We start from the raw sequence: 16,286 nt of genomic DNA, 5'->3' as shown, positions 1-16,286 counted from the left end.
AGGGGGTATTACTCTTTTTCCTGCATAGCGGTTTTTTCAGCCCGGGTGGCCAGACGAACATTTCCGAAAGGCTCACGGACAAGCAGTGGCTTCTCCTTCTTCCAGCCCCTGATAGCCGTTTCTCCAAACCGACGTGGTGCATTGCCGTTCCAGCGAGCAATCACATGGTTATCATGAATTTCAATAATGACAACGGGGTGGACAATGACCGTTGAAATGGTGGTATTTCCCATTTTGGTACGGGTTACAGACCAAACCTGCATCCCGGATTCCAGCTGGCTGATTTTCATATTATATCCTTAAGCCATCACGAACTGCGCCACAAACAATTAATGTGGCGCAATTTACCATAAACAATAAACATCAGATACCCGTGAAAAGATTTCCCTTTATTTTAAAATTCTTCTGGAGAAAAAATGATATTTCCAGAAGAGGTCAGCGAAATTCAGAAACGGCCATCACAATGGTGCTGCGCTGACGCTGGCGTTCTGCCTTGCGCTGCCTGCGGCGATAGATCTGTTTTGCGCTGACGTAAGGGCAGTCCTCACGGGTATACCAGCAGCAGCCGCAAGGTTCGGGCCGGGGTTTTCCGGCAAGTCCAAATGGTTTCATCAAGTCACCTTTTTAATGTTTTTAATGGAAAGATACTTACCTAACCCATTGTTTTATAGGAAATAACGTTGTTGCATAAACAGATACAGATAACCCTCAGGAGAAAACATGCAAAGGTTATCAGTGATAACCGCGTCCAGATACCGAGTGTCAGTCTGTAAACGTTTTATCACCAGAAAATGTGCTGCCGCAGCCTTAATGCCAGAACTACCGTTTACAACATTATGTATACCCGCTTTGAATAACGAACGAGCATGAATTACCTTTTCCCGGGCCGCTTCGATCTCAGCATTAATAACGCATTGCCGCGCCTGGATGACTGCCTCTCCGGTTAAATCGCGGAAATTCATTAGAGATGTGATCATGATTGACTCTCCAGATTATGTGGAATCATTATAACAACTGGCACCACGCCACAAATAACCTGAGATAAATTCTTTGAAATATTCCTATATATAAGGAATTACAGTCGGAAAAGAAACAATGAAATAGCGCCGACCGCTTAAAATCGATAAATTAAAATGGACGGCACTGGAATGAAAAACTGAAAGTAGTAAGACCGTAATTATCCTTCACGGATGTAAGCTTTAAAAGAGGAGTACTGGCAAAGCTTTGCCAAGTACTTCGGCGGTTGTGTCTACGATTTTACGGATGTCATCGATCTGCGAAGGCTTATTCAACACCACCGTAAAAAGCTCTCCTTCGTTATCAGCCTGCTCGCAGTTTCCGTATCGGCTCCCGTCGTACAGCTGCACAATACGTGACATAGAAGACTTTGTTTGTTTCATGGCTTTGCACCTGCTTTTAGGCAGTTTGGTTACTGGTTATCAGAAGCTGGTTTCATGCGCTTCCGGCTGGGACACGAACTGGTATTTGACGCCGCCAGGCACACCTACTGCTTCGGCAATAGAGTCGCAAAGCCGCGATAAATCATTTAGTGTCATCGGATATTCAATATCTACTGAATATAAAGCACCTGCATTTTCAGCATCTTCGATGTTTTTATACTGGGCACTAAATATAGCAATGGTCTGAATTTCGTGGTTATGCATGAACCGGTCCTTATTAAATTATAAAAGCCACCCGAGAGTGGCCTGAGTGGAAACTTAAATCTGTGAAGTATATTTGAGAGATTTTTTGCGATCCAGATGCCGGGCAACAATGGTTCCGATAACAAGTAGCGTGATGACCGCACTGAAGAAGGTGCTGTCAGGGACGCCCTGGAAAAAATCACTGAAACTGTAAACAATAAAAATCAATGCGCAAAAATAGAAAACGATACGAACATAAGGGGTAAAAAACATTTTCATCGGTTGCCTTCCATTCAGGGAGAATTCTCAGTAATTACATCACACCTGAAGAGAAACTATTTTCGTATAAATGAGCATTTTCGACATATCAGAGGGGGGTTTTACTCATAAATGAGGTAGTAAGGGTCACACTTGAGATGAAAGTTACTTTCCTGGCTGCGAACGAACTATCTCAAATGTTAGAGGTGTGCGTTCGCCTTAAGAGCTTCATGCCCTGAGGAGCTCAACTTGAGCCGATAGTATAAACCTGGCTCCAGATGCCTTACTGGCTGGCATAACTCCACGAGGCCCAGCCGGAACAGGACCGGAGAGCTCCTGCACGTCACATCATCAGGATTCCCCATAAACGTACGCCGTTCTCTGGCCCGTCTGAAATTGCCAGAGATATCATAGATCGTGCCGGATGCCATCCGTCTTAACACGTAAATCTGCGCCCTTGTAAGCTTCTGGGCGGAACTGCTTAAACCTGACATACCTTCCCGGCCTTATATAAAACAATCCGCCAGCAGCTCGACTGGCGGACAATGTTTGACTGGAAACAGCAAGGACATACTATTTGCTGACAAGTTTGATATTGGTTTCACTCATTCGAAGTCGAAACTCCTGAAAACCCTGCTCTACCGCTAACTCCAGCCACTCAACGGGAATGGTATAGCTACAATCAGACCCACCCAAAGCGGCATCACAAGCGTAATCCCAGTCCTCATCCAGTTTTGGATTCATCCCCTGGGCGTAAGCCACAGTATCGCGGGATGCGGGAGAGCCCTCAAGCTCAGCATTAGTGATCAGGTATACACCATGACTGTGCGCGAGAAGCACTTTTGGCACCAGATGTGTGCTGGCAATTTTTGAGGATGAGGGAAAGAAAACCCTACCAGCTTTACGCGCCTCTTCTTCAGTCTGTCCCTCAGCGTTAAGGAGGGCTCCCCCCGGATAGCATGCCGGGTCATAGATCTGATCTGGGGTGACCGAAAACGTTTTTGCGGTGCGAATTTCTTCGATCAGTTTATTGATATCTGCCATTTCAAATACGAGAGTGGTCACAGGCTTACTCTCCCTCTTCAGTGGACAACATCAGATACTTTGTTGCCAGCAGAAGCTCTCCCACATCCTTGAGGGACAATTCAGCTTTGCCTTCTACGGCAAGCTGCAAGCGCTGTCGAATTGCATGAACAGAATCTGAAGATAAAGATGCCATTTTGCGCAAAACGGCATTAGCCTTTTCTACAGCAGGATACAGAATTTCTGAGTTGGTATTATCTTCGTCATTATCAAAGATAATTTCAGAATCCATATTGATGTTATCTTCAAGCCAGCTTGAAAGCACTTCAAGTAATGACATCACCTTTTCAATTTGCATATCGCCTCCTCTGTTAACATGAAACAAATATAACAAAGTGGCTTACCCGGCTAATAACCTGAGCAGAAAGTTTTCGAACTTAGTTTGAAAACAAGTTTTCTGCTCAGGTTAATGTTAAAGTCGCTGGGTAAAAGATAAAAGGCACTGAAGATGATTTAAGCATCAAACAGACTAAATAGGATTCCGTCTTTTATAACGCTTTTAAAATAGAATGAATGAAATATAAATTTTGCGTTTAAGAATGAACGCTGTAGAGGATGATTTATCCTGTGATATGCAGTTTGTGGCCTTTAAAAAGGCTTTATTATGGACTTGAATTGCAAAGAGAGCACCGACATTTTTCTGGGGGCTCCCGCAGAGAAAAAGCTGTGAGGTTATGAAGACGTATAGGAGGTATTCGGCGAAATACTGTATGGCCACAGGAGAGCTTCAGCACCCATATCCTGCCGCCTCGCTCGCCTGTGGTGATTTCAATATGTTCTACGTCATACCACGTAGTTGTATTTCTCACTTTGTTTATGCTTCCTGACACCGCGTGAACGCAATCTTCGTCTGGATGCGTTCATAGATGGAAAACTGCCTTTCAATGGAATCGGCATTAGACAGTAATTCATGAAGCTCAGCAGAATCTGTATCAGGAACGATAGCGACAGAAACTCCATATTTACGCCCAGTTCTGATCAGGTGCGCAAGTTTTTCCTTCTCTGATTCTGTGAGCATTGCCAGATCCCTTCCGGATACCTGCTCGATAAATGGACCAAGGTTTTTCGGAAAAAAGGGTTCGGCATCAGAATTATGTACCGGGAGCGTTTGCGGCTTATCGAAGCTATTGGACATGAAAAGAACCTTTATAGTTAGAGAGGTGGAGACTGAATGCGTAGCCCATTAAAATTAGTAGTGCCACACTCGAATGCTAATCATACTTTATGATGGCTATGGTAGGAATGGCCGTCAACTTAAACCGCCAGAAGCGAGCCATTCACCGTTAAAGTAACTTTCCCGTATGATGTTCTTTTTATGGAATGAGTTGTTCACACTCCTCTTTAAGAGCCGCCCTGGAACGAGATCGACAGACTTTGCTTAATGAAGAGCGTAATTGATGTTCATCAACCCCATCAGCGACAAACTGACCAATTTTCTTTTCAAGACGCTGCATTGCCTCATAAAGCTTGGCATCAGTATTATTTTTAAGAAACCTCAGTATATAATCAGCAATAATTTGAACAGGAGTAAAGTTACACATCATGTATCCTTAATAAGTTGTGTAAAAATAAAACCATAAAAAACATAATCAGAAGTAGATTATTATACTTGAGTAAGCTTTTCAGCTAACAAGCTGGAGAAGCAGATTCCGGTAAATTACTACATATTTGATAAAAGTTACTGAATAAAAAAGCCCAGCGTACCGGGCTTTCATTCAATTTGATTCTAAGAATCTGACTCGCCGCCTGATTTTTATACCAAGAAGAGCGAACAAAACGCCAACGAATGCGACGGGACTACCTACTTTAAGACAATTAACCGACGCTTTTGAAAAGGTATGTGATTTAGACATACGTTTTTGCTCATAACGAATCGCAAGTGGTGAGACGGATTTATCTAAAGCTGTCTTTTCCAATGCATAACGAACTTTCACGGGAATATTTGACTGTAATACACCAGACATATACGCCCTAACAACATTCTGTGTTAACTTCACATCTGGCTTGCCGAGTTTTATATGTAGTTGCGCCTTTAAATAGTTTACAGATACCTCTTCGCCTGAGGGCCAATTACTATCATTTAAATATGCGACAAGTTTATCGTATTTTTCATGTTTTACATATTTCTTGATAACCTTTACAGTCGAAGCTGAAGTGGCATCAGTCTCTTCCGAACCTAAAGCAGATGTAAAAACTGACAAGCCGATAAGAAAAGCGCCAGCAATTAGAAGCATCGGGAATATCTCACCTATTTCCTCCCCCTTTAAAATTTTAAAGGCAGTTGAAGAAACTACTAATAGCCCCATAATCCCTAATAGCAACTTAGAATATGTAGTTAGGAAGCCTCCAAATGCATCGCCAAAATCCGAAACCACTAACTTATCTTCACCTTCAGATGAATTGAAGAATGACAAGGGCACATCAATATCAAAGTCCAGAACTGAAGGTGAGAGGTGTAATGACAGCAACCACAAGCAAAGACCAAAAATCATTATCAGCAGGCCCGCACCAAATATCGCGAAACCTGAATTTCTAATCTTTATAGACCGGTGAAAAAGAAATGACAGTTCACGGGAAAAATCGTCACTACTCTTAAGGTTACGCACCATGATCTACCCCTTTTTGTGTCAGTCGGGTGCGCAAATTCTCACGCATGGCAAGAACCTGTTTTTCTGTTTCCCTGAGCTTAATAGCCCCTTCTCTCTGGATTTTAACAACATCGCCAACCGTCTGGATAAGCGTATCCTGCACCTCTTTAAGGGTGCTTATATCAATAACCAGCCGTTGGTTTGCTTTCATAGTTTCTACTGCATTGCGATGCAGTAATTTTGCATTACTACGGAGTAACTCATTGTGGCACTGTTGCAAATAGTCGGTGGTGATAAACTTATCATCCCCTTTTGCTGATGGAGCTGCACATGAACCCATTCAAAGGCCGGCATTTTCAGCGTGACATCATTCTGTGGGCCGTACGCTGGTACTGCAAATACGGCATCAGTTACCGTGAGCTGCAGGAGATGCTGGCTGAACGCGGAGTGAATGTCGATCACTCCACGATTTACCGCTGGGTTCAGCGTTATGCGCCTGAAATGGAAAAACGGCTGCGCTGGTACTGGCGTAACCCTTCCGATCTTTGCCCGTGGCACATGGATGAAACCTACGTGAAGGTCAATGGCCGCTGGGCGTATCTGTACCGGGCCGTCGACAGCCGGGGCCGCACTGTCGATTTTTATCTCTCCTCCCGTCGTAACAGCAAAGCTGCATACCGGTTTCTGGGTAAAATCCTCAACAACGTGAAGAAGTGGCAGATCCCGCGATTCATCAACACGGATAAAGCGCCCGCCTATGGTCGCGCGCTTGCTCTGCTCAAACGCGAAGGCCGGTGCCCGTCTGACGTTGAACACCGACAGATTAAGTACCGGAACAACGTGATTGAATGCGATCATGGCAAACTGAAACGGATAATCGGCGCCACGCTGGGATTTAAATCCATGAAGACGGCTTACGCCACCATCAAAGGTATTGAGGTGATGCGTGCACTACGCAAAGGCCAGGCCTCAGCATTTTATTATGGTGATCCCCTGGGCGAAATGCGCCTGGTAAGCAGAGTTTTTGAAATGTAAGGCCTTTGAATAAGACAAAAGGCTGCCTCATCGCTAACTTTGCAACAGTGCCCGTTTTTCCGATGTGCCGAAATGCCCGCTTACCAGGGTGTGCAGCTCATTCAGAATATAATCATACATCTGATAATGCGCTTTCCACGGCTCCTGTGTGGCATTGACATAAAACCCGGCACCCTGGCCGAGATCGTACTCTTTATCATCCGCCACCTGACTGCCGCGCGGACTGGTATCCGGCGCGACAATCACCAGGCCGTGTTCCGCTGCGTAACGCTGTGCCCCGGCTTTGGTGATAAAATTCTGCTCGTTGCAGGTCAGCCCGGAAAGCCAGTACAGCACAGGACATTTCTCTGTTTTTGCCTGCGGCGGCAGAAACACGGAAAAAGTCATCGGCGTGCCGGTCACCGCAGAGTGGTGACGCCAGACTTCCTGGCTGCCGCCGAAACAGACGTGATGTTCAATCCGTTCCATAGTATCTCCCTGAATACGTTATCAGTAATGAATGACTGTGCGGATGGATTTGCCGTCGTGCATCAAATCAAAAGCTTCATTGATTTTATCCAGTTCCATGGTGTGCGTGACAAACGGCGCCAGCTCGATTTTGCCGCTCATGGCATCTTCCACCATTCCCGGCAACTGGGTACGCCCTTTCACGCCGCCGAACGCCGTGCCTTTCCAGACCCGGCCGGTCACCAGCTGGAACGGACGGGTTGAAATCTCTTTTCCGGCACCCGCCACCCCGATAATTACCGACTGCCCCCAGCCACGGTGCGCACTTTCCAGCGCCGACCGCATCACATTGACATTGCCGATACATTCAAAGGTATGATCCACACCCCATTTGGTCATTTCGACCAGCACCTGCTGAACAGGTTTGTCATAATCATTGGGATTAATGCAGTCTGTGGCGCCGAACTGTTTTGCCAGCTCAAACTTGGATGGATTGGTATCGATGGCAAAGATGCGCCCCGCTTTTGCCTGACGTGCGCCCTGCACCACGGCCAGCCCGATACCGCCGAGGCCGAATACCGCCACAGAATCCCCTTCCTGTACCTTCGCGGTATTGTGTACCGCGCCGATCCCGGTGGTCACGCCGCAGCCGAGCAGGCAAACCTGCTCCGCATTGGCCTGCGGATTGATTTTCGCCAGTGATACTTCCGCCACAACGGTATATTCGCTGAATGTCGAGCAGCCCATATAGTGATAGAGCGGCTGACCGTTATACGAAAAACGGCTGGTGCCGTCCGGCATCACGCCTTTGCCCTGGGTTTCGCGGACGGCAACACAGAGGTTGGTTTTACCGGAGGTACAGAAATCACACTCGCCGCACTCGGCGGTGTACAGCGGGATCACATGGTCGCCCGGTTTCACACTGGTCACGCCCTCACCGACCTCAACCACCACCCCGGCACCTTCATGGCCGAGCACCACCGGGAACAGACCTTCCGGATCATCACCGGAAAGCGTGTAGGCATCGGTATGGCATACCCCGGTGTGACTGATTTTCACCAGCACTTCACCTTTCTTCGGCGGTGCCACATCAATTTCAACAATTTCAAGGGGTAAACCCGGCCCGAAGGCGACTGCTGCGCGTGATTTCATAACGGTTCCTCTGTGTCTGAGGCTTATCATGGCAGGCGATAAGCACGAATGCCGTCCACCATACCGCACAACAGCGCTGCCTGTATAGCGCCGGTCAGCAGGTGGCCGCCACCGGTGCCGGTTTTCTGATCAGCAGACAGATTGCCAGCAGCAGACCGTACAGTGCCGTGCCAATCAGCCACACCGTACCGTCCGCACTCTGCTGTGTCTGACTGAAAATAAAAGCAAACAGCAGCGGGCCCGCCACGCCGGTCAGATTGGTCAGGCTGACCAGCACACCCTGTAGTTTTCCCTGATTTGCCGCCGATGCCCCGGCAGAGATAATGCCCTGCAATGCAGGCAGTGCAATTCCGCCGCCTGCCAGCAGGATCAGGACCGGATACACCATCCATCCGGAAGTGATAGCAGACATCAGTAAAAACGCGGTGGCATCGGCAATAAATCCGGCGAAAATAATGGTTTTCTCACTCAGCCGTTTTGCCAGCGCCCCGGCAACCACCGCCTGAAACAGTGCATGCATCGCCCCGAGTCCCGCCAGTGAAAAACCGACCGCCGCGCTGTCCCAGGCAAAGCGGCTCTCCGTAAACAATACCCAGACAGTGGCCGGGATCTGCCCGATAAGCTGCGCGGTAAAAAAGACAAACAGCAACAGCGCCAGAGGTTTAAGCAGTGTGATAAAGCTGATACCTGCGCTTTCTTGTTTCTGCTCCGCCGGTTTTTCTTCTGTCTGTACCGCCGGTTTAAAGATAAAAAAGACCATCAGAAAGGTGCAGGCATTCAGTATTGCCGCAATGACAAACGGCAGATGCGGTGAGATATCCCCCGCCAGTCCGCCGATAGCCGGCCCGGCAATCAGCCCGGCACCAAAGGCCGCACCGAGACGGCCGAACCAGGCGGTACGCTCGCTGACCGCCGTGCTGTCCGCCACTACCGAAGCCGCAACCGCGCCGGTGGCACCAGTGATCCCGGAGATAATCCGCCCGAGATACAACATCCACAGCACATTGGACAGTGCCAGCAGTGTGTAATCAAACGCGGCACCCGCCAGGGATAACAGCAGCACCGGTCTGCGCCCCAGCTTATCTGACCATCTGCCCAGCAGCGGAGCAAAACAGACCTGCATCACCGCATACAGCGCCAGCAGAATGCCGTAATGGTTTGCCACATCCGCTTCCGGGAGATATTCCCGCAGCAGTGACGGTAATACCGGCATGATCAGACCAATTCCCATCGCGTCCAGCAGTGTAATCACCAGCGCGATGACAGCGGGTTTATTCATTTTTCAGATCCTGTGTTAATTCCCTATCATTGATAGAGTTGGAATATATCTCTATCAATGATAGAGTGTCAATCTGAAAATCGGAGGAGACGGTCATGGCACGGCTGAACAGAGAATCGGTTATTGATGCGGCACTGGAACTGCTGAATGAGACAGGGATTGACGGGCTGACGACCCGCAAGCTGGCGCAGAAGCTGGGAATAGAACAGCCGACACTTTACTGGCATGTGAAAAATAAACGGGCGTTACTGGATGCGCTGGCGGTGGAGATCCTGGCGCGTCATCATGATTATTCACTGCCTGCGGCGGGGGAATCCTGGCAGTCATTTCTGCGCAATAATGCAATGAGTTTCCGCCGGGCGCTGCTGCGTTACCGTGACGGGGCAAAAGTGCACCTCGGCACCCGCCCTGATGAAAAACAGTATGATACGGTGGAAACCCAGTTACGCTTTATGACAGAAAACGGCTTTTCACTGCGCGACGGGTTATATGCGATTTCAGCGGTCAGTCATTTTACCCTTGGTGCCGTACTGGAGCAGCAGGAGCATACTGCCGCCCTGACCGACCGCCCTGCAGCACCGGACGAAAACCTGCCGCCGCTATTGCGGGAAGCGCTGCAGATTATGGACAGTGATGATGGTGAGCAGGCCTTTCTGCATGGCCTGGAGAGCCTGATCCGGGGGTTTGAGGTGCAGCTTACGGCACTGTTGCAAATAGTCGGTGGTGATAAACTTATCATCCCCTTTTGCTGATGGAGCTGCACATGAACCCATTCAAAGGCCGGCATTTTCAGCGTGACATCATTCTGTGGGCCGTACGCTGGTACTGCAAATACGGCATCAGTTACCGTGAGCTGCAGGAGATGCTGGCTGAACGCGGAGTGAATGTCGATCACTCCACGATTTACCGCTGGGTTCAGCGTTATGCGCCTGAAATGGAAAAACGGCTGCGCTGGTACTGGCGTAACCCTTCCGATCTTTGCCCGTGGCACATGGATGAAACCTACGTGAAGGTCAATGGCCGCTGGGCGTATCTGTACCGGGCCGTCGACAGCCGGGGCCGCACTGTCGATTTTTATCTCTCCTCCCGTCGTAACAGCAAAGCTGCATACCGGTTTCTGGGTAAAATCCTCAACAACGTGAAGAAGTGGCAGATCCCGCGATTCATCAACACGGATAAAGCGCCCGCCTATGGTCGCGCGCTTGCTCTGCTCAAACGCGAAGGCCGGTGCCCGTCTGACGTTGAACACCGACAGATTAAGTACCGGAACAACGTGATTGAATGCGATCATGGCAAACTGAAACGGATAATCGGCGCCACGCTGGGATTTAAATCCATGAAGACGGCTTACGCCACCATCAAAGGTATTGAGGTGATGCGTGCACTACGCAAAGGCCAGGCCTCAGCATTTTATTATGGTGATCCCCTGGGCGAAATGCGCCTGGTAAGCAGAGTTTTTGAAATGTAAGGCCTTTGAATAAGACAAAAGGCTGCCTCATCGCTAACTTTGCAACAGTGCCTTCTGAAACGAAATTACAGATTACGGTTAAAATATAAAAAAAAGCCACCAATCCTGCCGGATACGGTGGCTTAAATACAGAATTAATTAATTTATTTCAGTATGTTATCACACATCAGCTGAAGTGTATTGATAAACCTTGCTGCATGAAAACCATCACAGACTGCATGATGAACCTGTACAGAAACAGGTAATAGTACGCGGTCACCTTCCTGCTGAAACTTTGCCATTGTAAAAACCGGGGAAAAATAATCATCATTTCCGGTGATATTCAGATTAAATCCGTCAAAACTCACCCAGGGTAACGATGATATATTCAGGTGATTCTCCGGTAAATTTCCCTGCGGAAACAACCTGGTATCATGCTGATATTCTGCTGTTACCGCGTTATAACCCGCCATAAACTCACTGAGATCCGGAAAATAACGGCAGGACAGTGCGGAGAATGTTTCGGTTTCTTTATGAAAGACAGTAAAGACCGGGTCTGACTGTTCCCAGTAAATCAGTTCATTATCTTTCATTGCCATCCGGAACTCCGGAAACTGATTAACAGCCCGGGAGATCAGGTAAATCATCAGCGGATAAAACTTATAACCGGTTTTCGCCAGTGCAGTACGCAAAGCGGTAATATCGAGTTTGGTGGTCAGGCTGAATCCGCATTTAATCTGCTGACGATAAAGGGCAAAATGTTCCCTGCGATTCCAGGTATTCAGGTCAATCCGGGTAAAATTCATGGTTATTCCTTCTGATTAATAGTGAAAAATATTAATAATCAGAAGGCAGTCTGGTTGTCTCAATGGGTAACATTCCGTCCTCCGTAAGCTGTCTGGTATTCAGTAATAATACCCGATACGGGCTTAATCTGTATTAAGCCCGGTTTTATTTATTCCGGCCACTCATCCGCAAATACATAGCGGATCAGTTCTGCGGATTCACGGGGCGGTGCTCTCAGCACATCCGCCATTAAATCAATTTCCATCTGACAGGTTTGCAGCTTGTCTTCCGCCAGCACATACGGATCATCCGTCAGGAAACTATCGCCGTATTTATCCACCGACCCCTGTATTTGTGCCGAAAATAATGACTGAATTTCATCAGCGGAATAATGCGCAACCGGAGCCCCTTCACCGGCTGAATTCACCAGATCCAGCAACGCTCTGTTACCGATAATAAAGTCACGGTACCCGGCGGAAGCCTTTTTCATATCCGGCGGGCCAGACACTTCCGGATGCAGCACACGAAAGCAGAAGTCACCGGAGGTATCCTGCGCCAGTGCTTTCTGCAAAAATTCCAGCCGCATTTTCCCGTAATTAATCACCGCGTCATCCCCCGCGAGATAAAGCAGTTTTTTAATATTTTCGGTGGCCCACTGTTGCAGGCGCATATAGTACTCTAAACAGGGCACTGTTGCAAATAGTCGGTGGTGATAAACTTATCATCCCCTTTTGCTGATGGAGCTGCACATGAACCCATTCAAAGGCCGGCATTTTCAGCGTGACATCATTCTGTGGGCCGTACGCTGGTACTGCAAATACGGCATCAGTTACCGTGAGCTGCAGGAGATGCTGGCTGAACGCGGAGTGAATGTCGATCACTCCACGATTTACCGCTGGGTTCAGCGTTATGCGCCTGAAATGGAAAAACGGCTGCGCTGGTACTGGCGTAACCCTTCCGATCTTTGCCCGTGGCACATGGATGAAACCTACGTGAAGGTCAATGGCCGCTGGGCGTATCTGTACCGGGCCGTCGACAGCCGGGGCCGCACTGTCGATTTTTATCTCTCCTCCCGTCGTAACAGCAAAGCTGCATACCGGTTTCTGGGTAAAATCCTCAACAACGTGAAGAAGTGGCAGATCCCGCGATTCATCAACACGGATAAAGCGCCCGCCTATGGTCGCGCGCTTGCTCTGCTCAAACGCGAAGGCCGGTGCCCGTCTGACGTTGAACACCGACAGATTAAGTACCGGAACAACGTGATTGAATGCGATCATGGCAAACTGAAACGGATAATCGGCGCCACGCTGGGATTTAAATCCATGAAGACGGCTTACGCCACCATCAAAGGTATTGAGGTGATGCGTGCACTACGCAAAGGCCAGGCCTCAGCATTTTATTATGGTGATCCCCTGGGCGAAATGCGCCTGGTAAGCAGAGTTTTTGAAATGTAAGGCCTTTGAATAAGACAAAAGGCTGCCTCATCGCTAACTTTGCAACAGTGCCGCGCGACGAGCAGCAGCACCAGGAGCAGAAGCACGTCGAGAAAAAGCAACAGCAGATCGAGCAGCGCCCACGGCGGGCCGCTCGCATCGGATAAGTCGAAAAATCCGGCTAAAGTGGCCGAGCTGCACATCAGGCCGCGCGGTTTTCCTCCCTGATCGCCGGCGCGGTTTCTTCCTCCCTGAACCGCATGCAGACTTGCCGCCTCGGACACCCCGAGGCGGTTTTTTTTCGCCTCGCTCGAGCATCGCCGCATCCGACGATGCCGAGACGACCAGGCCGCGCACGTCGAGCTGCAGCATCGCCATTGCCGACGATGGCACCAGGTCGCCGGCGGTGGCCACCGACCTCGAGCTCGCATCGCCACATCCGACGATGCGCGCCGGCGTCGACCATCGCCAGGTCTGACGATGGCGGCCGCCCTGCCCTGGATCTCGCATCGCCATTTCTGGCGATGAGATCCACGGAGCGGCCATTTAGACCCGCCAATAACGACCCGGCCAAGATAAATCGCATGACGGCCTTTTTGGCCGGGGGTAGCATGACCGGACACTTTGCGTATGCCCAAAGGAGCCCGCAAGTATGCGCAGGACGAAGCCAGTAGCCGCGCCGATGGTGGCGCGGGTCTATCTGCGCGTCAGCACCGACGCGCAGGACTTGGAACGCCAAGAGGCGATCACTACGGCCGCGAAGGCCGCCGGCTACTACGTCGCCGGCATCTACCGTGAGAAGGCATCCGGCGCACGCGCCGACCGGCCTGAGCTGCTGCGCATGATCGGCGACCTACAGCCCGGCGAGGTGGTCATTGCCGAGAAGATCGACCGCATCAGCCGCCTACCTTTGCCCGAGGCCGAGCGCCTGGTGGCCTCGATACAGGCCAAAGGCGCAAGCCTGGCCGTCCCTGGCGTGGTCGATCTATCCGACCTGGCGGCCGAGGCCCAGGGCGTCGCCAAGATCGTGCTGGAAGCCGTGCAGATCATGCTTTTTCGCCTGGCCTTGCAGATGGCCCGCGACGACTACGAGGACAGGCGCGAACGCCAGCGCCAAGGCATTGAGTTGGCCCGCCAGGCCGGGCGGTACAAGGGCCGCCGTGCTGATCCGAAGCGCCGCGCCCAAGTTGTCGCGCTGCGCAAGTCCGGCTACAGCATCAACAAGACCGCCGAGCTGGCCGGGTACAGTGCGGCCCAGGTGAAACGGATATGGGCCGAGGTCAGCCAGGCCGAAGCGAAGCAGCACGGCGCGTTCGTGGAGGACGCATTGACGGAAGCCGATGCCCTGGCCGCTGTCGGCCAGGATGAGCGCCAGGAGGAAAGGGCATGAAGAAGCCGAACCAAGACGACGAGCCGTTTTTCATCACCGAGGAGATTGCGGCCGAAATGATCGCCGGCGGCTATGAGTTCGAGCTGCCGCCCATTCCTTGCACCATCCGCCTACGCGACGTGCTGGAGCGCATGACCGATGCTGAGCTAGCATTGCAGCCGGGCGAGATCGCCGACCAGGAGCGTGAACGCTGCCGGCGCAAGCCGTGTTCAACCTCATGATCTGGTCATGGTATTTTTCATGGCACTGAGCCTGATAGTTCTTGCAAATTGTTGTCACTAAAGGGTTTTGTGTGCTTGTTTACAATCGAGTGGGTATCGGAGACGAAGAAGGACAAGGTACATGCTGACCGATACCAAGCTGCGCAATCTCAAGCCCAGGGACAAACTCTACAAAGTGAATGACCGGGAAGGTCTCTATGTGGGGGTCGCCTCAGAAAACGGAATCTATGGTCACTCCCGTTTTTGCAACACCGATTTTGACGACAAGTTGGCTTGCTTGAATCTATCCGGCGTCTGAATGGGATTTTATTCCCGCGCCTCGATGAGTTCCGCGCCTGATGAACCTCCAGAAAATATACGGCTTCAATGAGCCTTTCCGTTTTACAGGTTCCTCAACAGGCCGGTGGGCCGTTAGTATCATCAATATCAGTATTCGCAAAACCAGATGAATGATTGTTTAAACTGGTGTATTTCTGCCTTTATGCTTCGTAAGTTTGCTGTCGCGCCGTCAGTGCCCAGGCTATTCTGGCCAGCTTGTTTGCCAGAGCACAGGTGACGACAAAGTTGCTTTTCCGACACAACAACTCCCTGACCCAGTCGGCCAACTTGCCAGACTGGTGTTCCAGTTTTTGTATGAATACCCTGGCACACTGAACCAACAAAGTTCGGATCTTTTTGTTGCCCCGCTTGCTAATCCCTAACAATGTCGTCCGACCTCCCGTGCTGTACTGTCGGGGTACCAGCCCTGTTGCCGCCGCAAAGTCACGGCTGCTGGCGTACTGCTTCCCGTCGCCAATCTCAGTTGAAATAGTACTGGCAGTCAGCGTTCCAACGCAGGGAATACTCAGCAAGCGCTGTCCAACCTCATCTTCGTCCAACTTTCGTTTCAACTGAGATTCCAGATCTTTAATCTGCTCAACAAGATAGTGATAATGCTGTTGTAATTTCAGCAGTAACTGGCTGAGATAAAGAGGCAAACTACTGTCCTCAAGAAGGGTACTCAGTCGACTAATAACGGCAGCACCTCGCGGAACGCTGATACCAAATTCCAGCAGAAAAGCATGCATCTGATTAGTTGTTTTCACCTTATCCTGAACCAGGGATTCACGGACACGATGCAGAGCTCGCATTGCCTGCTGAGATTCGGTTCTGGGCTGCACGAAACGCATAGATGGACGTGATGCTGCTTCACAGATAGCTTCAGCATCAACGAAGTCATTTTTGTTGCTTTTAACGAATGGGCGGACAAATTGCGGTGATATCAGCTTTGGAAAATGCCCTAACTCTTCCAGCTTGCGTGCCATAAAGTGAGAACCGCCACAGGCTTCCATCGCGATGGTTGTTGCCGGGCATGTCGCCAGAAATTCGATTAGCTTTGGTCGGGTGAATTTTTTACGGTAAACGGCCTTCCCACGATGATCCTGACAATGAATATGGAAAGAGTTCTTACCCAGATCGATACCAATAAGCGCAATGTTTTCCATGATGGTTCTCCGAATGAAAGCCTGTCCTCAGCATAGTACT

24 protein-coding genes and 2 pseudogenes are annotated in these 16,286 nt (G+C 50.0%); 8 read left to right on the top strand and 18 right to left on the bottom strand.

The features are described from left to right. Window positions 1–8 precede the first annotated feature (8 nt). From L3069_RS24240 to L3069_RS24185, 12 genes are all read right to left on the bottom strand, one after another. Window positions 9–290, bottom strand: coding sequence for a hypothetical protein (locus L3069_RS24240; RefSeq protein ID WP_000703842.1), 282 nt, complete (start codon window positions 288–290; stop codon window positions 9–11). Between the two features lie 145 nt (window positions 291–435). Beyond that, a complete protein-coding gene (locus tag L3069_RS24235; protein WP_000802040.1) occupies window positions 436–612 on the bottom strand; it encodes a hypothetical protein in 177 nt (58 codons plus the stop codon). 53 nt (window positions 613–665) lie between these two features. Further along, on the bottom strand, window positions 666–977 hold the full coding sequence (locus L3069_RS24230) for a hypothetical protein (RefSeq protein ID WP_000633161.1): 312 nt from the start codon (window positions 975–977) through the stop codon (window positions 666–668). Window positions 978–1,199: 222 nt separating this feature from the next. Further along, a complete protein-coding gene (locus L3069_RS24225; protein ID WP_000814953.1) occupies window positions 1,200–1,400 on the bottom strand; it encodes a hypothetical protein in 201 nt (66 codons plus the stop codon). A 39-nt stretch (window positions 1,401–1,439) separates the two neighbouring features. Then, entirely contained in the window at window positions 1,440–1,664 is a 225-nt protein-coding gene (locus tag L3069_RS24220) for a hypothetical protein (RefSeq protein ID WP_000551490.1), read from the bottom strand. Window positions 1,665–1,718: 54 nt separating this feature from the next. Next, complete coding sequence (locus tag L3069_RS24215; protein WP_000781547.1) at window positions 1,719–1,922, bottom strand: hypothetical protein; 204 nt, start codon at window positions 1,920–1,922, stop codon at window positions 1,719–1,721. Between the two features lie 552 nt (window positions 1,923–2,474). Beyond that, on the bottom strand, window positions 2,475–2,966 hold the full coding sequence (locus tag L3069_RS24210) for a DUF3085 domain-containing protein (RefSeq protein WP_001371932.1): 492 nt from the start codon (window positions 2,964–2,966) through the stop codon (window positions 2,475–2,477). 4 nt (window positions 2,967–2,970) lie between these two features. After that, window positions 2,971–3,282, bottom strand: coding sequence for a DUF957 domain-containing protein (locus L3069_RS24205; RefSeq protein ID WP_001165367.1), 312 nt, complete (start codon window positions 3,280–3,282; stop codon window positions 2,971–2,973). A 516-nt stretch (window positions 3,283–3,798) separates the two neighbouring features. Continuing rightward, window positions 3,799–4,119, bottom strand: a complete 321-nt coding sequence (locus L3069_RS24200) for a hypothetical protein (RefSeq protein WP_000071366.1) — start codon at window positions 4,117–4,119, stop codon at window positions 3,799–3,801. 178 nt (window positions 4,120–4,297) lie between these two features. Continuing rightward, a complete protein-coding gene (locus L3069_RS24195; RefSeq protein ID WP_000336109.1) occupies window positions 4,298–4,525 on the bottom strand; it encodes a hypothetical protein in 228 nt (75 codons plus the stop codon). A 174-nt stretch (window positions 4,526–4,699) separates the two neighbouring features. Then, entirely contained in the window at window positions 4,700–5,593 is an 894-nt protein-coding gene (locus L3069_RS24190; protein ID WP_000252081.1) for a hypothetical protein, read from the bottom strand. Then, the gene (locus L3069_RS24185) at window positions 5,583–5,912 is read right to left on the bottom strand and encodes a toxic anion resistance protein (protein WP_004248813.1); all 330 of its coding nucleotides are present in this window, start codon (window positions 5,910–5,912) and stop codon (window positions 5,583–5,585) included. Before L3069_RS24185 ends, L3069_RS24190 begins: the two co-directional genes overlap by 11 nt. Here L3069_RS24185 and L3069_RS24180 point away from each other — a divergent pair. Continuing rightward, the gene (locus tag L3069_RS24180; RefSeq protein WP_001067855.1) at window positions 5,903–6,607 is read left to right on the top strand and encodes an IS6-like element IS26 family transposase; all 705 of its coding nucleotides are present in this window, start codon (window positions 5,903–5,905) and stop codon (window positions 6,605–6,607) included. The two genes, L3069_RS24185 and L3069_RS24180, sit on opposite strands and share 10 nt — an antisense overlap. A 45-nt stretch (window positions 6,608–6,652) precedes the next feature. Here the strand turns inward: L3069_RS24180 and L3069_RS24175 are convergent. From L3069_RS24175 to tet(D), 3 genes and pseudogenes are all read right to left on the bottom strand, one after another. Further along, window positions 6,653–7,075, bottom strand: a pseudogene (locus L3069_RS24175) (alpha/beta hydrolase-fold protein); the annotation flags it as partial. A gap of 21 nt (window positions 7,076–7,096) precedes the next feature. Beyond that, window positions 7,097–8,206: an S-(hydroxymethyl)glutathione dehydrogenase/class III alcohol dehydrogenase gene (locus L3069_RS24170; protein ID WP_000842134.1), complete on the bottom strand. Its 1,110-nt coding sequence runs from the start codon at window positions 8,204–8,206 to the stop codon at window positions 7,097–7,099. Window positions 8,207–8,300: 94 nt separating this feature from the next. Further along, on the bottom strand, window positions 8,301–9,485 hold the full coding sequence (gene tet(D) / locus L3069_RS24165; RefSeq protein WP_001039466.1) for a tetracycline efflux MFS transporter Tet(D): 1,185 nt from the start codon (window positions 9,483–9,485) through the stop codon (window positions 8,301–8,303). A gap of 95 nt (window positions 9,486–9,580) precedes the next feature. On the opposite strand from tet(D), the gene tetR(D) reads away from it, so the two are divergent. Then, window positions 9,581–10,237: a tetracycline resistance transcriptional repressor TetR(D) gene (gene tetR(D), locus L3069_RS24160; RefSeq protein ID WP_000113282.1), complete on the top strand. Its 657-nt coding sequence runs from the start codon at window positions 9,581–9,583 to the stop codon at window positions 10,235–10,237. 11 nt (window positions 10,238–10,248) lie between these two features. After that, on the top strand, window positions 10,249–10,953 hold the full coding sequence (locus L3069_RS24155) for an IS6-like element IS26 family transposase (protein ID WP_001067855.1): 705 nt from the start codon (window positions 10,249–10,251) through the stop codon (window positions 10,951–10,953). A gap of 143 nt (window positions 10,954–11,096) precedes the next feature. Here the strand turns inward: L3069_RS24155 and L3069_RS24150 are convergent, their stop codons facing one another. Continuing rightward, window positions 11,097–11,738 (bottom strand): type A-2 chloramphenicol O-acetyltransferase CatII, encoded by a 642-nt coding sequence (locus tag L3069_RS24150; RefSeq protein ID WP_001011939.1) that lies wholly within the window; start codon window positions 11,736–11,738, stop codon window positions 11,097–11,099. A gap of 149 nt (window positions 11,739–11,887) precedes the next feature. Continuing rightward, window positions 11,888–12,388 (bottom strand): hypothetical protein, encoded by a 501-nt coding sequence (locus tag L3069_RS24145; RefSeq protein ID WP_001239317.1) that lies wholly within the window; start codon window positions 12,386–12,388, stop codon window positions 11,888–11,890. A gap of 79 nt (window positions 12,389–12,467) precedes the next feature. On the opposite strand from L3069_RS24145, the gene L3069_RS24140 reads away from it, so the two are divergent. The 5 genes and pseudogenes from L3069_RS24140 to L3069_RS24120 all read left to right on the top strand — a co-directional run. After that, window positions 12,468–13,172, top strand: coding sequence for an IS6-like element IS26 family transposase (locus L3069_RS24140; protein WP_001067855.1), 705 nt, complete (start codon window positions 12,468–12,470; stop codon window positions 13,170–13,172). A gap of 5 nt (window positions 13,173–13,177) precedes the next feature. After that, window positions 13,178–13,318 (top strand): hypothetical protein, encoded by a 141-nt coding sequence (locus L3069_RS24135; protein ID WP_001044210.1) that lies wholly within the window; start codon window positions 13,178–13,180, stop codon window positions 13,316–13,318. 485 nt (window positions 13,319–13,803) lie between these two features. Continuing rightward, on the top strand, window positions 13,804–14,541 hold the full coding sequence (locus L3069_RS24130; protein WP_001446887.1) for a recombinase family protein: 738 nt from the start codon (window positions 13,804–13,806) through the stop codon (window positions 14,539–14,541). Then, window positions 14,538–14,762 (top strand): hypothetical protein, encoded by a 225-nt coding sequence (locus L3069_RS24125; protein ID WP_000743213.1) that lies wholly within the window; start codon window positions 14,538–14,540, stop codon window positions 14,760–14,762. The genes L3069_RS24130 and L3069_RS24125 overlap by 4 nt, the downstream gene beginning before the upstream one ends. 121 nt (window positions 14,763–14,883) lie before the next feature. After that, a pseudogene (locus L3069_RS24120) lies at window positions 14,884–14,988 on the top strand (Arm DNA-binding domain-containing protein); the annotation flags it as partial. Between the two features lie 253 nt (window positions 14,989–15,241). Here the strand turns inward: L3069_RS24120 and L3069_RS24115 are convergent. Then, a complete protein-coding gene (locus L3069_RS24115; protein ID WP_000427619.1) occupies window positions 15,242–16,246 on the bottom strand; it encodes an IS110-like element IS5075 family transposase in 1,005 nt (334 codons plus the stop codon). Window positions 16,247–16,286: the final 40 nt, after the last annotated feature.

Origin of the sequence: Enterobacter cloacae complex sp. ECL411 (assembly GCF_021869665.1) — a bacterium.
In the GTDB taxonomy this organism is placed as follows: domain Bacteria; phylum Pseudomonadota; class Gammaproteobacteria; order Enterobacterales; family Enterobacteriaceae; genus Enterobacter; species Enterobacter intestinihominis.
The sequence above is the reverse complement of the archived record's forward strand: the minus strand, read 5'-3'. Positions and strand labels throughout refer to the sequence as shown.

Excerpts from the sequence above, each read along its gene's own strand:
- L3069_RS24240 (WP_000703842.1), bottom strand. The coding sequence starts at position 290 with ATGAAAATCAGCCAGCTGGAATCCGGGATGCAGGTTTGGTCTGTAACC.
- L3069_RS24235 (WP_000802040.1), bottom strand. The coding sequence starts at position 612 with ATGAAACCATTTGGACTTGCCGGAAAACCCCGGCCCGAACCTTGCGGC.
- L3069_RS24230 (WP_000633161.1), bottom strand. The coding sequence starts at position 977 with ATGATCACATCTCTAATGAATTTCCGCGATTTAACCGGAGAGGCAGTC.
- L3069_RS24225 (WP_000814953.1), bottom strand. The coding sequence starts at position 1,400 with ATGAAACAAACAAAGTCTTCTATGTCACGTATTGTGCAGCTGTACGAC.
- L3069_RS24220 (WP_000551490.1), bottom strand. The coding sequence starts at position 1,664 with ATGCATAACCACGAAATTCAGACCATTGCTATATTTAGTGCCCAGTAT.
- L3069_RS24215 (WP_000781547.1), bottom strand. The coding sequence starts at position 1,922 with ATGAAAATGTTTTTTACCCCTTATGTTCGTATCGTTTTCTATTTTTGC.
- L3069_RS24205 (WP_001165367.1), bottom strand. The coding sequence starts at position 3,282 with ATGCAAATTGAAAAGGTGATGTCATTACTTGAAGTGCTTTCAAGCTGG.
- L3069_RS24200 (WP_000071366.1), bottom strand. The coding sequence starts at position 4,119 with ATGTCCAATAGCTTCGATAAGCCGCAAACGCTCCCGGTACATAATTCT.
- L3069_RS24195 (WP_000336109.1), bottom strand. The coding sequence starts at position 4,525 with ATGTGTAACTTTACTCCTGTTCAAATTATTGCTGATTATATACTGAGG.
- L3069_RS24190 (WP_000252081.1), bottom strand. The coding sequence starts at position 5,593 with ATGGTGCGTAACCTTAAGAGTAGTGACGATTTTTCCCGTGAACTGTCA.
- L3069_RS24180 (WP_001067855.1), top strand. The coding sequence starts at position 5,903 with ATGAACCCATTCAAAGGCCGGCATTTTCAGCGTGACATCATTCTGTGG.
- L3069_RS24185 (WP_004248813.1), bottom strand. The coding sequence starts at position 5,912 with ATGGGTTCATGTGCAGCTCCATCAGCAAAAGGGGATGATAAGTTTATC.
- L3069_RS24170 (WP_000842134.1), bottom strand. The coding sequence starts at position 8,206 with ATGAAATCACGCGCAGCAGTCGCCTTCGGGCCGGGTTTACCCCTTGAA.
- L3069_RS24155 (WP_001067855.1), top strand. The coding sequence starts at position 10,249 with ATGAACCCATTCAAAGGCCGGCATTTTCAGCGTGACATCATTCTGTGG.
- L3069_RS24150 (WP_001011939.1), bottom strand. The coding sequence starts at position 11,738 with ATGAATTTTACCCGGATTGACCTGAATACCTGGAATCGCAGGGAACAT.
- L3069_RS24145 (WP_001239317.1), bottom strand. The coding sequence starts at position 12,388 with ATGCGCCTGCAACAGTGGGCCACCGAAAATATTAAAAAACTGCTTTAT.
- L3069_RS24140 (WP_001067855.1), top strand. The coding sequence starts at position 12,468 with ATGAACCCATTCAAAGGCCGGCATTTTCAGCGTGACATCATTCTGTGG.
- L3069_RS24130 (WP_001446887.1), top strand. The coding sequence starts at position 13,804 with ATGCGCAGGACGAAGCCAGTAGCCGCGCCGATGGTGGCGCGGGTCTAT.
- L3069_RS24125 (WP_000743213.1), top strand. The coding sequence starts at position 14,538 with ATGAAGAAGCCGAACCAAGACGACGAGCCGTTTTTCATCACCGAGGAG.
- L3069_RS24115 (WP_000427619.1), bottom strand. The coding sequence starts at position 16,246 with ATGGAAAACATTGCGCTTATTGGTATCGATCTGGGTAAGAACTCTTTC.